The organism is Nostocoides sp., assembly GCF_035343835.1.
GTDB classification, from domain to species: domain Bacteria; phylum Actinomycetota; class Actinomycetes; order Actinomycetales; family Dermatophilaceae; genus Nostocoides_A; species Nostocoides_A vanveenii.
Window position 1 is genome coordinate 1 of sequence record NZ_DAOQZV010000055.1, and the last position, 15,717, is coordinate 15,717.

Annotated in this window: 17 protein-coding genes and 2 pseudogenes; 7 read left to right on the forward strand and 12 right to left on the reverse strand. The window is 68.7% G+C overall.

Going from position 1 to position 15,717, the window contains the following annotated elements; genetic code table 11:
* The 7 genes from PKH97_RS05910 to PKH97_RS05940 form a co-directional block, all read right to left on the reverse strand.
* Nucleotides 1–1,070 (reverse strand): aldehyde dehydrogenase family protein (locus tag PKH97_RS05910; RefSeq protein ID WP_324386484.1); only part of this gene is annotated, 1,070 nt, incomplete at its 3' end.
* A gap of 99 nt (nucleotides 1,071–1,169) precedes the next feature.
* Complete coding sequence (locus tag PKH97_RS05915) at nucleotides 1,170–1,376, reverse strand: 2-hydroxymuconate tautomerase (protein ID WP_324386485.1); 207 nt, start codon at nucleotides 1,374–1,376, stop codon at nucleotides 1,170–1,172.
* Nucleotides 1,373–2,191 carry a 4-oxalocrotonate decarboxylase gene (locus PKH97_RS05920; RefSeq protein WP_324386486.1) on the reverse strand — a complete coding sequence of 273 codons (819 nt, stop codon included), beginning with the start codon at nucleotides 2,189–2,191 and terminating at the stop codon, nucleotides 1,373–1,375. The genes PKH97_RS05915 and PKH97_RS05920 overlap by 4 nt, the downstream gene beginning before the upstream one ends.
* Nucleotides 2,191–3,330, reverse strand: coding sequence for a 4-hydroxy-2-oxovalerate aldolase (gene dmpG / locus PKH97_RS05925; RefSeq protein ID WP_324386487.1), 1,140 nt, complete (start codon nucleotides 3,328–3,330; stop codon nucleotides 2,191–2,193). The genes PKH97_RS05920 and dmpG overlap by 1 nt, the downstream gene beginning before the upstream one ends.
* Before the next feature lie 6 nt (nucleotides 3,331–3,336).
* The gene (locus tag PKH97_RS05930; protein WP_324386488.1) at nucleotides 3,337–4,305 is read right to left on the reverse strand and encodes an acetaldehyde dehydrogenase (acetylating); all 969 of its coding nucleotides are present in this window, start codon (nucleotides 4,303–4,305) and stop codon (nucleotides 3,337–3,339) included.
* Between the two features lie 15 nt (nucleotides 4,306–4,320).
* Nucleotides 4,321–5,100: a 2-keto-4-pentenoate hydratase gene (locus PKH97_RS05935; RefSeq protein ID WP_324386489.1), complete on the reverse strand. Its 780-nt coding sequence runs from the start codon at nucleotides 5,098–5,100 to the stop codon at nucleotides 4,321–4,323.
* A 113-nt stretch (nucleotides 5,101–5,213) separates the two neighbouring features.
* A complete protein-coding gene (locus tag PKH97_RS05940) occupies nucleotides 5,214–6,026 on the reverse strand; it encodes an IclR family transcriptional regulator (RefSeq protein WP_324386490.1) in 813 nt (270 codons plus the stop codon).
* Between the two features lie 62 nt (nucleotides 6,027–6,088).
* Here PKH97_RS05940 and PKH97_RS05945 point away from each other — a divergent pair, with 62 nt between their 5' ends.
* On the forward strand, nucleotides 6,089–6,883 hold the full coding sequence (locus tag PKH97_RS05945; RefSeq protein WP_324386491.1) for an IclR family transcriptional regulator: 795 nt from the start codon (nucleotides 6,089–6,091) through the stop codon (nucleotides 6,881–6,883).
* A 354-nt stretch (nucleotides 6,884–7,237) separates the two neighbouring features.
* The gene (locus PKH97_RS05950; RefSeq protein WP_324386492.1) at nucleotides 7,238–7,507 is read left to right on the forward strand and encodes a hypothetical protein; all 270 of its coding nucleotides are present in this window, start codon (nucleotides 7,238–7,240) and stop codon (nucleotides 7,505–7,507) included.
* On the opposite strand, the pseudogene PKH97_RS05955 reads toward PKH97_RS05950, so the two are convergent.
* Nucleotides 7,500–7,784 (reverse strand): annotated as a pseudogene (locus tag PKH97_RS05955) (Glu/Leu/Phe/Val dehydrogenase dimerization domain-containing protein); the annotation flags it as partial. The gene PKH97_RS05950 and the pseudogene PKH97_RS05955 overlap by 8 nt on opposite strands.
* Nucleotide 7,785: 1 nt before the next feature.
* On the opposite strand from PKH97_RS05955, the pseudogene PKH97_RS05960 reads away from it, so the two are divergent.
* Nucleotides 7,786–8,517, forward strand: a pseudogene (locus PKH97_RS05960) (Glu/Leu/Phe/Val dehydrogenase dimerization domain-containing protein); the annotation flags it as partial.
* A gap of 24 nt (nucleotides 8,518–8,541) precedes the next feature.
* Here PKH97_RS05960 and treY read toward each other — a convergent pair.
* Complete coding sequence (gene treY, locus PKH97_RS05965; protein WP_324386493.1) at nucleotides 8,542–12,669, reverse strand: malto-oligosyltrehalose synthase; 4,128 nt, start codon at nucleotides 12,667–12,669, stop codon at nucleotides 8,542–8,544.
* Between the two features lie 169 nt (nucleotides 12,670–12,838).
* On the opposite strand from treY, the gene PKH97_RS05970 reads away from it, so the two are divergent.
* Genes PKH97_RS05970 through PKH97_RS05980 form a run of 3 tightly spaced genes read left to right on the forward strand, consistent with a single transcriptional unit; the run spans nucleotide 12,839 to nucleotide 13,471 of the window.
* Nucleotides 12,839–13,117, forward strand: coding sequence for a hypothetical protein (locus PKH97_RS05970; RefSeq protein WP_324386500.1), 279 nt, complete (start codon nucleotides 12,839–12,841; stop codon nucleotides 13,115–13,117).
* Nucleotides 13,092–13,253: a hypothetical protein gene (locus tag PKH97_RS05975; protein ID WP_324386498.1), complete on the forward strand. Its 162-nt coding sequence runs from the start codon at nucleotides 13,092–13,094 to the stop codon at nucleotides 13,251–13,253. Before PKH97_RS05970 ends, PKH97_RS05975 begins: the two co-directional genes overlap by 26 nt.
* 5 nt (nucleotides 13,254–13,258) lie before the next feature.
* Nucleotides 13,259–13,471: a PIN domain-containing protein gene (locus PKH97_RS05980; RefSeq protein WP_324386494.1), complete on the forward strand. Its 213-nt coding sequence runs from the start codon at nucleotides 13,259–13,261 to the stop codon at nucleotides 13,469–13,471.
* A gap of 25 nt (nucleotides 13,472–13,496) precedes the next feature.
* Here PKH97_RS05980 and PKH97_RS05985 read toward each other — a convergent pair whose 3' ends face one another.
* Complete coding sequence (locus PKH97_RS05985; protein ID WP_324386495.1) at nucleotides 13,497–13,622, reverse strand: hypothetical protein; 126 nt, start codon at nucleotides 13,620–13,622, stop codon at nucleotides 13,497–13,499.
* 138 nt (nucleotides 13,623–13,760) lie between these two features.
* On the opposite strand from PKH97_RS05985, the gene PKH97_RS05990 reads away from it, so the two are divergent.
* Entirely contained in the window at nucleotides 13,761–14,096 is a 336-nt protein-coding gene (locus PKH97_RS05990; RefSeq protein WP_324386496.1) for a hypothetical protein, read from the forward strand.
* 188 nt (nucleotides 14,097–14,284) lie between these two features.
* Here PKH97_RS05990 and PKH97_RS05995 read toward each other — a convergent pair whose 3' ends face one another.
* Entirely contained in the window at nucleotides 14,285–14,539 is a 255-nt protein-coding gene (locus PKH97_RS05995; protein ID WP_324386499.1) for a heme-binding protein, read from the reverse strand.
* Nucleotides 14,540–14,817: 278 nt separating this feature from the next.
* On the reverse strand, nucleotides 14,818–15,717 hold a 900-nt coding region (locus PKH97_RS06000), incomplete at its 5' end, for a catechol 2,3-dioxygenase (RefSeq protein WP_324386497.1).

The window sequence follows — 15,717 nt, forward strand, 5'->3', positions numbered from 1 at the left end:
GCGACGCCCCCGGTGTGGATCTTGCCGCCGAGTGCCTCTGCCGCGTCGACATAAGAGGCGACCTTCTCGAAGTGCCGCCTGCTCGCCAAGCACGAGAATCGGGTCGCCGGATCGAAGGGGTCACCAATGGTCAGCGCCTCGGCCGCCGCCTTGAAGCGGGCCATGAACTCGTCATAGATCTCGTCCTGGACGAAGAGCCGGCTCCCGGCGAGACAGATCTGGCCGGCGTTGCGGAAGATGGCCTCGACGGCCCAGTAGACCGCGTTGTCGAGATCGGCATCGGCGAAGACGAGATTGGCGCCCTTGCCGCCCAACTCCAGCGACACGGGAGCGAGATGGGTTGCGGCAGAAGCCATCACATACTTGCCCGTGGTGGAGGATCCGGTGAAGGTCACCCGGTCGACGCGGTCGTCGCCGGTGAGCGAGGCGCCGGCGGGGGCGCCGTGGCCATTGAGGACATTGAGCACGCCCGGCGGCAAGCCCGCCTCAGCCCCGAGCCGCCCGAGCAGCGTCACCGACGCGGGCGTGTCCTCCGAGGGCTTGATGATGCAGGTGTTGCCCCAGGCGATCGCGGGAGCGATCTTCCACGAAGCCATCATCAGCGGGAAGTTCCACGGGCTGATCGCCGCGACGACACCGGCCGGCCCGAACTCGCTGTAGGCGTGATGGCCGCTGTCCATCGGGTAGACCTCGCCCACGTTGTCGCGCTGGTGATCGGCAAAGAAGCGGAAGTTCCTGACTGAGCGAGCGACATCGTGCTTGGCCTGTTCGAAGGGCTTGCCCATGTTGACGGTGTCGTAGCGCGCCAGATCGTCGGTGCGCCGCTCCATCAGGTCGGATAGGCGGTGGATCGCCTTGGCCCGCTCCACCCGCCCGAGCCGGGGCCAGTCGCCCTCGTCGAAGGCCGTCCGCGCACTGGCGATCGCGCGGTCGGCATCCGCCGCCGACCCTTCGGCCGCCTGCGCCCAGATCTCGCGGGTCCAGGGGTTCCAGACGTCAAAGCGGCCACCGTCGAGCGAGTCGACCTCGGCGTTGTCGATGATGTGCCCGAAGAACTCCAACTCACTCATGCCATCCACCTTTCCCGGGGCAGGGCCCCGATGAACAGGGTTGTTTCCCGATGCGGAACGCACCGATGAATGCCGACTCCCACTCGACGTGAAGCCGGTTCAGCCGGTGCCGCGTCGCTCGGCGATCGTCACATCGCCGGCCGCCCAGTGCGTCGCTTCGACCTCGCGGATAACTACCCGGATCGACTCGCGCGGTGCGTCGATCGCCTCCGCTGCCGCGTCGGTCAGTTTGGTGATCAGGGCCCGCAATTGCTCCGGCGTGCGGCCGGCGACGAGGGTGACGTCGATGAAAGGCACCGTGGTCACGCTCCGCCGCTGAGGTAGACCGAGCCAAGGTTGGTGAAGTGCACGCCGATCGAGCTCCCGGGCGGGGCAAAGACCGCGTCGGTCATCCCGCCGGTCAGCACGATCCATCCGGCCTCGATGGCGTGCCCGCGACGCGCGAGGTCGTTGGCGGCGAGGGCCAGCGCCTCACCCGGGTGTCCTTGCACCGCAGCGCCGGTCGCGGAGTCGAGGATCTGCCCCTCGACCTCGAGCAGGACGCCTTCGAGGGTCAGATCGAGGTCGCTCGGCGGCAGGCCGACCGGTCCCGTCACGAACGCGCCGGAGGACGCGTTGTCGGCCGCGACATCGCCCGCCTTGAAACGGAAATCCTGGTAGCGGCTGTCGATGACCTCCGCTCCGCCCCAGACACTGTCGACCGAAGCCATGGCCTGGACACAGGTCACGCCCGGCCCGACAAGCCGATCGCCCATGACAAAGACGATCTCCGGCTCCACCCGCGGATGGATCAGCCGCTCCTGCGGGATCGGGTCACCCGCGGGCAGGATCATCGCATCCGTGAGCCAAGCGACAAAGGGGAAGAAGACCCCCATCCGGTTCTGCTTCGCCCGCGAAGTCAGGCCGAGCTTGACGCCGATCAGCTTCTCGCCCCGGTCCAGCCGCGCCTGGAGATTGAGGTCCTGGACCCGGTAGCCGGTGTCGAGGTCGAGTTCCGGCCACTCGTCGGTGAACGGTGGCCGCTCGATCCGCTCGTCCTCACACCGAAGCAGCTCTGCCGCAACGCTTTCGACGTCCCAGCCGCCCTCCGGCGCCTTGCCGTATGCCGTGTCCACACTCATCAGCGCACCCCAGCCCCAGCGAGGTCACCGAGTTCGGCCTCCTGCTGCAACTGCAGGGCGATGTCGATGATCATGTCCTCCTGGCCGCCGACATAGCCCAACTCCCCGACCCGCTGAAGGATCGCGTGGGCGGGCACGCCGTACCGCTGGGATGCCCGCTCGGCGTGCAGCAGGAAGGAGGAGTAGACGCCGGCATACCCCTGGGTGATGGACGCGCGGTCCATCCATGGCAGCCGGGGGATGAACGGCCGCACGACGTCCTCGGCCGCCGACAGCACCTCGCCGAGGTCGAGTCCCGTGCGGATGCCGAGCCGCTCGAAAGTGGCGGCGAGGACCTCGGTGGGCGAGTTGCCTGCCCCTGCCCCGAGCGCACACAAGGCGCCGTCGATCTGCCGGGCACCAGCCTGGTAGGCGAGCACCGAGTTCGCGATCCCGAGGCTCAGGTTCTGGTGCCCGTGGAAGCCGACCTGCGCACCGTCGCGCCCGATCTCGGCGATGACCGCCTCGACCCGCTCCTGGGCGTCCGAGAGCACCAGTGCACCTGCCGAATCCACGACATAGACGCATTGCGCCCCGGCATCGACCATGATCCGCGCTTGCTGCGCAAGCACTTCCGGGCTCGCCTTGTGCGAGAGCATCAGGAAGCCGACCGTCTCCATCCCCAGTTCGCGGGCCGCGCCGAAATGTTGGATCGAGACATCGGCCTCGGTGCAGTGCGTGGCGATCCGAGCGACCGACGCCCCCACCGAAGCGGCCTTCGTCAAGTGGTGCACTGTGCCGAGCCCGGGCAGCATGAGGATCGCAATCTTCGCCTGCGTAGCCTCCTCGACGGCCGCCGAGATGAGCTGGAACTCGTCGACCTTGGAGAAGCCGTAGTTGAAGCTCGATCCCCCAAGGCCGTCGCCGTGCGAGACCTCGATGACCTGCACACCGGCGGCGTCCAGCGCGTGCACGACGCTGCGTACCTGCCCCTCGGTGTACTGATGGCTCATCGCATGCGAGCCGTCGCGCAGCGTCGAGTCGGTGATCCGCAGGTCGCGCTCACCACCGCCCGTCGGCGTCCGCGCCAGGACCTCCGACTCCGTCACCTGGTCGGCGACGACCGGGAGATCCTCCGGGCGAATCGTCATGTCTCCCATGGCTCTTCAGACTCCTACCTTCTCGCCGAGGTCGGCCGAGGACTTCCACGTGGTTTCGACGCCGAGGCGGTGCGCGACGAGGATGTCGCCGACGCGAGCGGCTGCCGCTGTGATGATGTCGAGATTGCCCGCGTAGTCGGGCAGGTAGTCGCCGCGTCCCTTGACCTCGATCGGCACGAACACTCGGGCCATCCCCTGCCATAGCTCCCGCGCGGGATCGAACTGGGGATCGGCGCGCAGGTGATAGCCAGGGACGTACTCCTGCACGGTGGCGACCATCGCGTGGATCGACGCGAGGATCCGATCCTGCAACACCCCCGCCTCACCGGCCTCCGCGGGGATGGCACAGAAGACCGAGTTGCGCATCATCAGGGGTGGTTCGACGGGGTTCAAGATGATGATCGCCTTGCCGCGCTCTGCGCCACCGACGACTTCCAGTGCGGCAGAGGTGGTTTCGGTGAACTCGTCAATATTCGCGCGAGTGCCGGGCCCCGCCGACTTGGACGAGATCGAGGCGACGATCTCGGCATACGGCACGGGGACGACCGACGAGACTGCCTTGACCATCGGCGTCGTCGCCTGGCCACCGCACGTGATCATGTTGACGTTGAGGGCGTCGAGGTTGAAGTCGAGGTTGACCGGGGGGCAGATGTATGGCCCGACCGCCGCCGGCGTGAGGTCCACCGCGAGGATGCCGGCCTCGGCATACCGGGGGGCATTGGCGGCGTGCGCCTTAGCGGAGGTGCACTCAAAGACGATATCGGGCCGGTCGTCTTGGGCGAGCAGCCAGTCGACGCCCTCGGCGCTCGCGGTCAGGCCGAGCGACGCGGCCCGGCGCAGCCCGTCGGACGCCGGGTCGACGCCGATCATGTAGCAAGGCTCGATGATGTCGCTGCGGCGCAACAGTTTGAACATCAGGTCGGTGCCGATATTGCCCGGGCCGACGATCGCGGCGGAGGCCTTGGTGCTGCTCATGACAGTGGTGACTCCTTAGACGAAACGCGCGGTGACCGAGCCGAGACCCGCGAAGGTCGCGGTGACCGAGTCGCCCGCGGCGATCGGGACCATGGCGCACACCGCGCCGGGCAGGATGACGTGGCCGGCTTCGAGAACGACGCCGCGCGCGCCGACCGTATTGGCAAGCCAGACAAGGGAATTGATCGGCGAGCCGAGCGCGGCACCACCCGCGCCCGTCCCGGCCACGTGGCCGTTCCTGTGCATGACGGCCCCGACGCGGCGCAGGTCGACCTCGCCGAGGGGCGTGGGCGTCGAGCCGAGTACCACAGCCGCGGAGCTGGCGTTGTCGGCGATCGTGTCGTAGAGCCCGATCTTCCAGTCGGCGATCCGGGAGTCGACGATCTCCAGCGCCGGCAGCACATAGTCGACCGCCGAGATCGCATCGGGGACCGTGACCCCGGGGCCGGCGAGCGCCTTCTTCAGCACGAACGCGACCTCGGGCTCGACCCGGCCCTGCAGGAAGCGGCTCGCGGGGATCGGCAGGTGCTCGAGATAGAAGAAGTCATCGAACAGGTGTCCGTAGTCCGGTTCGCTGACGCCGAGCAATTTCTGCATGGCGACACTGGTCAGGCCGACCTTGTGGCCCTTGATGGTCCGGCCCTGGGCGAGCAGCGTCGCGATCTGGTGCTGCTGGATCGCGTAGGCGTCGTCGAGGGTCAGGTCCGCATAGGTGGCCGTCAGCGGCGCGATCGGCCCATCGGCATACGCCGCCAGCAGCCGCGCGGCGACCTCGCCACGCGCGTGGTCATCCACGGTGGTTTCCCTTTCGATGAGACGGGGATGTCACTGACCGTATGCCGGTGCCCGCCGGCCGTGGCGCTCACGTTCCGCTTTGGGGAACATCGCCGGGTGGGACGGCAGGTGGGTCAGGCGCTGTAGGCGCGGCTGATCCGATTGGCCGCCGCGGTCAGCAGCGGCACCAGTCGGTCGACCTGCGGGGCGATCAGTTCGCTCGGGCCGAAAACGGAGATCGCCGCGATGGCCCGCTTGTGCTCGAGGATGGGGACGGCCACCGAGGACGCCCCCTCGAAGGCCGCGCTGTCGGAGGCGGCGAAACCGTCGCGGCGGACGCCATCGAGAATCCGGAGCCAGTCAGCGTCAGTGCGCACGGTGCCTCGAGATCGCGGGGGGAAGCCCGCCGCCATCCGGGCCTGATTGGCGAGGTCGTTGTGCGCAGCGATGGCCTTGCCTGAACTCGTGCAATGCGCAGGCAGGCGACGTCCCGCGTGCCCGAGGATCCGCAGGCCGTCGGCATTCTCGAGGCGTTCGACGAAGACGACGTCCGCGCCGTCGGGGACGCCGAGGTTGACGGTCAGACCGGTGGCGCGCGCGACATGGCGCATGGTGGGGAGTGCGACATACCGCAGTTGGTTGCGTTGCAACGCGAGTTGGCCCAACTCGTAGATGTGGATGCCGAGGCGGTATTGCCCGGTGGCGTGATCCTGCTCGACGAAGCCGCGGCTGACGAGCGTGCTCAACAGCCGGTGAGCCGTGGACTTCGCCACGCCCAGGCGCCGAGCCACATCGGAGACGCCGAGCTCGGAATCGACGGCGAAGCATTCGAGCACATCGAGGGCCGTGCCCACCGACTTCAGCCCCGACGCGCTCGACTGATCGGCCGGGCGGAGGCGTTTGGGAGTGGAGGCGCACCAGGCGCTGTTCTCGGTGGCGATGGACATGCGGGCGACTCCTCAGGGTGTGCTGCCGTGACAATCGCGGGTTTCTCGCGTCTAATCAATGCATGCGTTCCGGTGAATGGAACGCTCGCGACGGTGCGAGCGAGACGGGCGTCGGCGGCCCTCGCACCGTGCTGGGTCGTTATCTCGCGGTGCTGAATGCCTTCGACCCTGGCACGGCGCGGATTGCGTTGGCGCAGCTGACCGTCAGGACCGGTCTGCCGAAGTCGACGGTGCATCGACTGTGCGCGGAGCTTGTCGGCGAGGGGCTGTTGGAGCGGGACGAGGAGGGGATGTATGCGCTGGGCATCCGCCTTTTCGAATTGGGCGAGTTGGTGCCGCGACATCGGACGCTCTCGTCGGTGGCGCTACCGATCATGGAGGACCTGCGCGAAGCGACCCGGCAGCGCGTCCATCTCGCCGTGCTGGACGGAATCGACGTCGTCTATGTCGAGATCCTCGGCGCCGGCGTGATCGACGTCGCCTCCCGCGTGGGTGGCCGCTTCCCCGCGCACGCGACCGGCGTGGGCAAGGCGATCCTGGCCTACTCATCCGCGGCCACCGTGAAGGCGCGGATCGAGGCGGGGCTCCCGGCGGTCACCTCGCGGACGATCGCCACCGCGGATGGGCTCATCGGTGAGTTGCGCAAGATCCGATCGGTCGGCATGGCGCTGGACCTAGGCGAGTCCCACCTCGGCGTGGCCTGCGTGGCCGCACCGGTCTTCGGCGCGAATCGCCGCATCCGCGCCGGCCTGTCGATCACCGGGCCGGCCGCGTCGATCGACCCGGGTGTGCTCGGTCCGGCCGTGCGCACGGCCGCGTTCACCCTGACCCGCACCCTGCGCGACGCAGGCCTATGAGGTCGTTCCCACGACAGGGTCGCTGGTCGGGTGTATCAGCAGCCTTGACAGCCGCTCCATACTGATCGCACGGTGACCGGGGCCGCTGCCGCCGCGAAGAGAAAGGTCCGAGATGTCGATCCGCCTTCCCTCATCGCCTCTGCGGTCGCCCTCCCCGCCTTAGCGGGGTGTGGCGGTGGGCGCACGAGTTAGACGCCAAGTCCGTCGGGGTCGGCCACGACGTCGTCAGCAGCGCCGACCAGGTCCGCACCGAGCCCGTCAGCCACCGCCGGGGACGACCCGCCGGCAGCGTCCCGAGACTTCTGCGAGGTCACGGCCACGGTCTTGGACTCCGCCGCGGCTTATGTCGAGGGAATGAACGGGCCTGACCACAACGAGCTCGCGCAGGCTGCGACCGCCGCGCGCAAGGTCGCCCTGGCCAGCGCGCCGAGCGAGATCAAGGACGATGTGCGCATCACGGCGGCCCTGGCCGGCAGCGCGCAAGCCGGGCTCGACAACACCGCCGAGGGGATTCCCATCGAGCCGCAGACCCCCGAACAGATCAAGAAGGCGGTCGACGCATGGAAGACCTGGACGGAGAAGAATTGTTCTGCCGAGGTCGCTGCCCGCTGGAAAGTCACGTAGCCGGTTGACCCCCGCCCGGGGCGGGCGGCCCCGGGCGCGGGCACGGCATCCGGCACTGGGTAACGTGCCCGCATGGCCGAATCCCTCCACCCCAGCATGCACCCGATGTTCGACTACCGGTCAGGGCATTCTTGAAGACCTGCTCGAAGCCGAGGAATTTGATGATCGACAGATTGACCGACGGGTGGAAACGCAGCCCGCCCTTGAATGGCCCGAGCGCGGAGTTGAACTCCACGCGATAGCCCCTGTTGATCTCGACGCGTCGCTGATCGTCGACCCTGCCGATCGGCGGCGGCAAGGGCGGCTCCGACTTCGACCCCAAGGGCCGCACGGACGCCGAGATCATGCGCTTCTGCCAGTCCTTCATCACCGAGCTCTATCGCCACATCGACGAATACACCGACCTGCCCCCGGGCGATATCGGCGTCGGCGGCACCATGATCGCCTGCTCCGACTCCGCCGGCTTTGTCGTCGATGCTGAGGGGATCGATCTCGCCTTGCTCAAGGACGTCAAGGAGCGGCGGCGCGAGCGCCTGAGCACGTATGCCGCGGAGCGCGGCGCGTCGGCGACGCACGTCCCGAGTGCGTCCATCTGGGATGTCCCGTGCGATATCGCCTCGCCCTGCGCCACCCAGAACGAGTTGCCGGCAGATGGAGCGAAGTCGTTGGTGGCCAATGGCGTTCGATTGGTGGCCGAGGGTGCGAATATGCCCGCGACGCCCGAGGCGATCGCGATTTTGCAGGAGGCCGGGGGGTTGTTTGCGCCGGGTAAGGCATCCAACGCCGGCGGTGTGGCCACTTCAGCCCTGGAGATGCAGCAGAACGCCAGCAGGGACACCTGGGGCTTCGAAGAGACCGAGGCCAAGCTCGCGGCGATCATGAGCGAGATCCACCGCAAGTGCGTGGATACGGCCGCTGCGTATGGGGCGCCGGGCAACTATGTCGTCGGCGCCAATCTGGCTGGCTACATCCCGGTGGCCGACGCAATGGTCGCCCAAGGCGTCATCTGACCGGTGTCGTCGCGCCCGTGGGTGTCACCGGCCGACGGCAGGCACGAGGAGCGCGCCGACGTGCGGCGGTAGCTCCACAGCCGAGCCGCGCACGGTGGCGCCGGACGGGGTGGCCCAACGCACGGCATACGTGATGTCCTCGCCGAGGCCGACCGTGACGGGTTCGGCCGAGAAATTCACGACGATGACCACGGCGCTCGCGTCGCTGCCACGACGCAGCACGAAGGTGCGGGCGGCCTCATCAACCGCGCAGGCGACATCGAGCAGCCGCGGGTCGGTGAGCGCCGGCAGCTCCCGTCGCAAGGCGATCAACTCCCGGTATGCCGTGTGCACACGGCGACCGCGCTCGCCGGACAGCTCCCGCCAATCCAACTGCGACGCAGCGAAACTCGCCGGATCCTGCGGGTCCGGCACGACGGCCGGGTCCCAGCCCAGCCGGGCAAACTCGGCAAGCCGACCATCGGAGATCGCGCGCCCCAAGTCTGGCTCGCCATGCGAGCTGAAGAACTGGAAGGGCGTGCCGGCCGCGAACTCCTCGCCCATGAACAGCATCGGGGTGAACGGGCCGAGCAGCGTGAGCAGGGCGGCGGCCAGCAACTGGTCGTCATCGAGAACCTCGGTGAGCCGGTCGCCCCGGGCGCGGTTGCCGATCTGGTCGTGGTTCTGGCTGTAGACGACCAGCCGCGATGCCGGCAGCGTCTCGCGCGCGATCGGCGTCCCCCAGTCGGCGCCGCGGAACGAACTCCACGTCGCGGCATGGAAGAAGCCCTCCTCGCAAACCCGCTGCAAGGCCGACAGCGGCGCGAAGTCGGCGTAGTAGCCGTCGGTTTCGCCGGTCAGAGCCACGTGCAGGGCGTGATGGAAGTCGTCGCTCCACTGCGCGTCGAGTCCGTAGCCACCGCCGTCGCGCGAGGTCACGAGAGAGGACTCATTGAGGTCGGACTCGGCGATCAGGATCAGCGGCCGGCGCAAGTGCGCGGCCAGGGCCTGGGTCTCGATCGCCATTTCCTCGAGTAGGTGCATCTCGGATGCGTCCTGCAACGCGTGCACGGCATCGAGGCGCAGGCCGTCGACGTGGAAGTCGGTGAACCAGGCGCGCGCCGAGTCCAGGATGAAGCGGCGCACCTCGGTCGAGTTCTCGCCGTCGAGGTTGACCGGATCGCCCCAGGTCACCTCGCCGGATTTGAGATAGGGCCCGAAGCGGGGCAGGTAGTTGCCCGACGGGCCGAAGTGATTGTGCACGACGTCCTGGACCACGGCCAGGCCCCGGGCGTGGCAGGCGTCGACGAAGCGCTGGTAGGCGTCCGGGCCGCCATACGTCTCGTGCACGGCCCACCAGGCGACACCGTCATAGCCCCAGCCGGCCTGACCGTTGAAGGCATTGACGGGCATGACCTCGACGATGTCGATGCCGAGGTCGACCAGGTGGTCGAGCCGGCCGATGGCCGAGTCGAGGGTGCCCTCGGGCGTGAAGGCGCCGATGTGCAGCTCGTAGATGACCGAGCCGGCCAGCGGACGCGCCCGCCATGCCTGATCGGTCCACACGAAGGTCGACGCATCCCAGGTCCGCGAGCGCGCGTGCACGCCGCTGGGCAGCCACCGCGATCGCGGATCGGGCAGGACCTCTTCGGTGCCGTCAAGGCGGTAGCCGTAGTCGACGCCCTCGGCGGGCACCGGGACCGCCCGGACCGGCGACCACCAGTCGCCCGGGCCGCGCCGCATCGGGATGCTCTCGTCGGCGACGATGAGGTCGACCTGCTGCGCAACCGGCGCCCACACATCGAATTGGCCTCTGGCAGAAGGCTGCTCGGGCAGGCGAAGCAGGAGAGCGACAGGCAGCGCGGCGAGAACCTCGCCCACGGCGACGCCGGCGTCGTCGGCCTCCAGAATCGTTCCGGTGAAGGCATCCCGCCAGCGGCCGGGGGCCAGCGCGATCGTGGTATCGCCCCAGCCGCCGCGCGCCGACAGCCCCACGGGCAGTCGGGTCGCGAGCGTCACCGCGCCACCGCGATCGAAGGCGACCACGTGATCGGCCGCGTCGCCCTGCACCGCCACCGGGGCGTATGCCGTGAATCGCTCCCCCTCGTCGCGCCGAGCGGTCAGGGCGCGCTGAGTGACCAGCAGTTTGGCGACGCCGAGATCATCGAGACCTGAGGGCCGGCGTGCGGTGCCGGGGCCGAGGTCAGCGAGCGCGGCGCGTCGCATGGCGTAGTCGACGGGGCGCCGGTTATCGGGATCGACCAGCGACTGCTCCCACAGCTCAGCGCCCTGATAGACGTCCGGCACGCCCGGGATTGTCAGGCCGATCAGCTTGGCGGACAAGGCATTCGACCAGCCCGCATCGACAACGGCATCGAGGATCTCGGCCACCACGGCGGCCACCTCGGGATTGTCGTATGCCGCGTCGATAGCGGCCTGGACGGCCGCCTCGTAGTCCGCGTCGACCGCGGTCCAGGCGGTGCGATCGCCGGCCTCGCGCATGGCCTTGACGGCATACGCGCGCAGGCGCTCGCGGGAGGCGGGCCAGGCCCCGATGATCGCCTGCCAAAGCAGGTTGCCGAAGGACCGGTCGGGCACGGGTGCGAGGTCGAGCAACCGGGAGAGCCATGCGCTCCACCGCTCCGGCACCTCCGCGAGCACGGCGATTCGGGCGCGCACGTCCTCGCCGCGCTTGGTGTCGTGCGTGGTCGCCGTCGTCATGGCCACCGGCCACTCGGCCTGCCGAATCGCCATGGCGTCGTGAAAGTCTTTGGGCGCGAGCGCAAAGAAGGACGGATCGCCCCCGACCTCGGTGAGGCTGCTCAGCCGCGAGGTCCTATAGAAGGCGCAGTCCTCGACTCCCTTGGCCATCACCATGCCCGAGGTCTGCTGGAAGCGCTGAGTCCCGGCGGCCGCGCCGTCGCCGAGCAGCGGGGCAAGGGCATCGAAGGCGGCGGCCAGATCGGGCCGCCTCGTCAGCGCCGTGGCGAAGGCCTGGTCGACGTGCTCGCGCCCGAGCGGGAGGTAGGAGCGATAGACCGGGAAGGCAGCCAGCAACTCGGCGATCGCGTCCTCGATGACGGCCGGGTCGAGCGGATCAAGGGCCTCCAGCAAGGGCCACAGATCCCGGACGATGCGGCGGACTTCGGAGTGCAGGATCCCGTCCGCGACAACGCGTTTCGTGCCATGGGTGAGCGCCTGCCAGTCGAGCGCCTCACCGCGGAGTTCGGTCTCGAGGGCGGTCAGGCCGGACTCGCCGGCGGGATCAGTGAGGAGGCGATCGATCAGGGCGAGCGCGTCATACCCGGTTGTGCCGGCGGTCGCCCACTGGTGCGGCAGGGTCTCGCCCGGCTCCAGGATCTTCTCGACAAGCACATACGCACCGTCGGTCAGCACGGCTAGATCGTCGAGATACTTGCCGGGGTCGGCGAGCCCATCGGGATGGTCGATCCGCAGCCCGTCGACGAGCCCGTCGGCGAACCAACGCCCGACCTCCTCGTGCGACTTCGCGAACCACTCGGGGTCCTCGACGCGGATTGCGACGAGGGTGTTGACCGCGAAGAAGCGACGGTAGTTCAACTCGTCGTCGGCGTGCCGCCACGAGACGAGCTCGTAGTGCTGGCGGCCGTGCACGGCGTCGGCGTTGTCGTCCAGCGGCCCGACCGTTCCGGGAGCCAGCGGGAAGCGCTGGTCGTGGTAGTGCAGCTCCCCCGCCTCGACCCGCAGCCCGGCAATGGTGCCATCCGCGCGCAGGTCGTCGTCGCCGACGACGGGGATCCGCACCCGGCCGTTGCCGAACGGCCAGTCGATGTCGAAGGCCGCGGCATACGGGCTCTCCTGGCCGTGCGTGAGCACGTGCCACCACCAGGTGTTCTGCCACGGCTGGGCGATGCCGACGTGATTGGGCACGATGTCGACCAGCACGCCCATACCGAGCCGGCGCGCCTCCGCCGAGAGCGCCGAGAGGCCGGAGGAGCGACCGCGCGCCGGGTCGACGGCGCTGTGGTCGGCGACGTCATACCCGTGCTCGCTGCCGGACTCGCTGGCCAGCAGCGGCGAGAGATAGACCCAGTCGACGCCGAGGTCGTGCAGGTAGCCGAGGATGCCCGCGGCCGCGCGCAGGTCGAAGTCCTCAGTGATCTGGAGTCGGTAGGTGCTCGTGGGAGTGCGCATCGATCACCACCGTATGCGGTTCTCCCAGGTGCGGGCGCACTCGGCCAGGCCATCCCCGCGGGCTACGAGGTCCTGGCGGCACCCTTCGATGTCGTCCTCGCCGACGACACCGACCTTCAGCCCGTTGTCTATCACCCCGTGCTACACGGATTCCGCGCTACACCGCTGCATGGCCAATCGCACGATTACGGTGGACGACGCGACCCTCAAGCGTGCGCGCCTGCGGGCGCTCGAGCGGAACAAGTCGGTCAACGCCTGCCTCGCCCAGCCTCTGCGTCGCTATGCCGATGCCGGCGAGGCCGATGAGAAGATGGCGCGGGTGCTCACGATCGCCGAAGCGTCCACCGCTCGCAACGGCCCCGACGGCCGGGCGTGGACGCGCGACGAGTTGCACGGTGGCCGACTTCTTCGACACCAACGTGGTGGTCTATGCCTTCGACAACGCTGAACCGGCGAAGCAAGCGGTTGCCCGTCGCTTGATGCGCGATCATCCCGACGCGGTGATCAGCACCCAGGTCCTCCTTGAGTTCTATTCGGTCGTGACCCGCACGATCTCGCCCTCGCTGCCGACGACATCGCCCTGAAGGCGTTGACGTCACTCGCGGATCTCGAGGTCGTGCCGGCCGATGCGGAGCTCGTCGTCCGGGCCGCCGAGACCTCGACCTCGCACCAGGTCTCGATCTGGGACGCCATGATCATCGAGACGGCGCGACTCGCGGGGTGTGCGACGCTCTACAGTGAGGACCTGCAGGACGGCCTGATCGTGCGCGGCGTGACCGTCCAGAACCCGTTCGCCACGTGACGCCGAGACACGGTGGCCCGTCGGGTCAGCGCTTGATGAGCGGGCTGTTGACGCCGGCGGCCTTGTCGCCGGCGTTGAAGAACTCCTCGCGATAGATGTCGCGCGGGAAGAGCCGCTTGGACATCAGCGTTTTCAGCGCGGCCTCGACCATCAGCGGTGGCCGCAGAGGTAGCCCTTGCAGCCGGACAGGCTGGCGTGATCGGCGGCGATGACGTCGGCGACCATCCCGTAGGCGTATGCCGTCGGGTCGCCCCCGTCGGCCGCCACCTCCTCCGCGGTCGGAGGACCCGTGCAGATCGAACTGCGCGCGCAGGTCATCGAACCCCAACGCAAGACCTTCCAGCACATCGTGGAGCGGTATGGCGGTCGGCCGGCCTCGCGCTACGAGGAAGGGACGATCGACCTCCAGGGCGTCGTCAACTTCCACTACAAGGCGCTGTGGGCGCCGGCAAAGGAGATCTACTCCCCGGACGTCAGCGCCCTCAAGCTCACCGATCCCTACTCCTACATGGACCCGCGGCAGTTCTACTACGCGCCCCATGTCACCTCGCGGGCCGACCTGCACGAGGCCTTCGGGGCAACGCTCGGCTATCTGGAGAGGTGCTGGTGGCGATGCGCCGACTGATCCGGGTCAGCGGCTTCGGGGCCGTCGCCTCGATGCCGGCGTCGTCGACATCGGCCTCGTCGGCGCCGACCAACTGAGCGATCCGCAGCATGAAGGGCGTCATGGGCCCACTCCTGGAGTCGGTTTCGGGTAGGGGAGGTCGGCCGGCTCGGACTGTCGTGCGCGAGCGGCAGGAGAAGTGGAAGAGGTCAGCCGACCCCGGCGACGGCCGCCGCCCCGGCCGCGGCCACCAGCTTGTCCTGCGCGGCCGAGCCACCGGAGGCGCCGATCGCGCCGACCAGGTGGCCGTCGACGACGATGCCGACCCCGCCGGGGAAGGCGGCGACCCGGGGTTGCGCGAGGATCCCGGCGCGCACATCCGGCTCGGCGACGATCGCGGCATAGAGCGCATCCGAGGCGAGACCGCCGAAGTTGGCCACCGTCCAGGCCTTGTCCGCGGCGATCGGACCGAGGCGGCGAACGCCCCGTCCATCCGGGCGAAGGCGAGCGGCCGGCCGGCCGCATCGGTGAACGCGATATTGAAGGCGCCGCCGATCTCCGCGGCCGCGGCCAGGGCCGCATCAAGCGCGCGGCGGGCGCCGGCATACGTCGAGGTCGCGGCGGTGACGGTGAATGCGTCGGACATGACGGGTCGGCTCCTCTCGGCGGGTGGCGGGCAGCACGGATCGACCGGTGGTGGCGCGGCTGTCCGTGACGCCGCCACCGGGAGTTGCGCGTCCGATCAGGTGTAGACGGAGGTGAAGCGCTCGTTGAGTTCGCGGGCGTGGTAGAAGATGCCCTTAGCGATCTGGTCGGGCGTCCACTTGTTGATCGGCCGGTCGCGATAGGCCGGATAGCCGCCGGCGAAGACCTCGTTGCGGTTGCCGGACGGGTCGAAGAAGTAGATCGTCTGGCCGCGGGTGATGCCGTGGCGGGTCGGGCCGATGTCGATCGGGACGTCGTCCATGGCGAAGATGTCGCCGGCCCGTCCGACCTCGGTCCAGTCGCCGAGCTTGAAGGCGAAGTGGTGCAACTTGGCCTGCGGACCTTCGAGCACGGCGATCTGGTGGATCTGGTTGTTGGCCGTCATCCACGAGGCGATGAAGTGGGCGTCCTTGTCCTCGAGGTCGGTCTGGACGCGCTCGGTGGGGAAGAAGTCGAAGACCGCGCGGAACATATTTTCCATCGTCCGCACGTCCTCGGCGAGGATCAGCGCGTGGTCCAGCGCGGGCACGCCGACCCCAACGAGGTGACGGGGGAAGGCGTCCGGATTGTGGGTGCCGACCTCGGTGCCGATGAGCGTCTGGTCGTGGTAGACCTCGAAGACGTGTTCCGACGGGGAGATGAAGCGGATCCCGTCGCTGACCTCAGGGTTCTCGCCCTTGCTCATCCGCTCGACGGTGAGGCCGAAGTCTTGGGCCTTCTTCTCGATCAGGTCGATGTCGGATTCGTATTCGACCTTGAAGCCGAACTTGACGACACCGACGCCGCCCTCCTCCAGGACGACCGAGTGGTGATCCCACTCGTCCCAGGCCTTGTAGTAGACCTTCCCGCCCTCGGCCAGGGTCTCGTAGAGGCCCAAGGTGTTGGCGTAGTGGTTCTTCGCCTCGGCGAGGTCGGTGACGCGCGCGTGCACGTATCC

Coding starts and splice junctions, on each gene's coding strand:
- treY (WP_324386493.1), bottom strand. CDS start 12,669: ATGCGCACTCCCACGAGCACCTACCGACTCCAGATCACTGAGGACTTC.
- PKH97_RS05950 (WP_324386492.1), top strand. CDS start 7,238: ATGAACGGGCCTGACCACAACGAGCTCGCGCAGGCTGCGACCGCCGCG.
- PKH97_RS05970 (WP_324386500.1), top strand. CDS start 12,839: ATGGCCAATCGCACGATTACGGTGGACGACGCGACCCTCAAGCGTGCG.
- PKH97_RS05920 (WP_324386486.1), bottom strand. CDS start 2,191: ATGAGTGTGGACACGGCATACGGCAAGGCGCCGGAGGGCGGCTGGGAC.
- PKH97_RS05945 (WP_324386491.1), top strand. CDS start 6,089: ATGCGTTCCGGTGAATGGAACGCTCGCGACGGTGCGAGCGAGACGGGC.
- dmpG (WP_324386487.1), bottom strand. CDS start 3,330: ATGGGAGACATGACGATTCGCCCGGAGGATCTCCCGGTCGTCGCCGAC.
- PKH97_RS05985 (WP_324386495.1), bottom strand. CDS start 13,622: ATGGTCGAGGCCGCGCTGAAAACGCTGATGTCCAAGCGGCTCTTCCCG.
- PKH97_RS05930 (WP_324386488.1), bottom strand. CDS start 4,305: ATGAGCAGCACCAAGGCCTCCGCCGCGATCGTCGGCCCGGGCAATATC.
- PKH97_RS05940 (WP_324386490.1), bottom strand. CDS start 6,026: ATGTCCATCGCCACCGAGAACAGCGCCTGGTGCGCCTCCACTCCCAAA.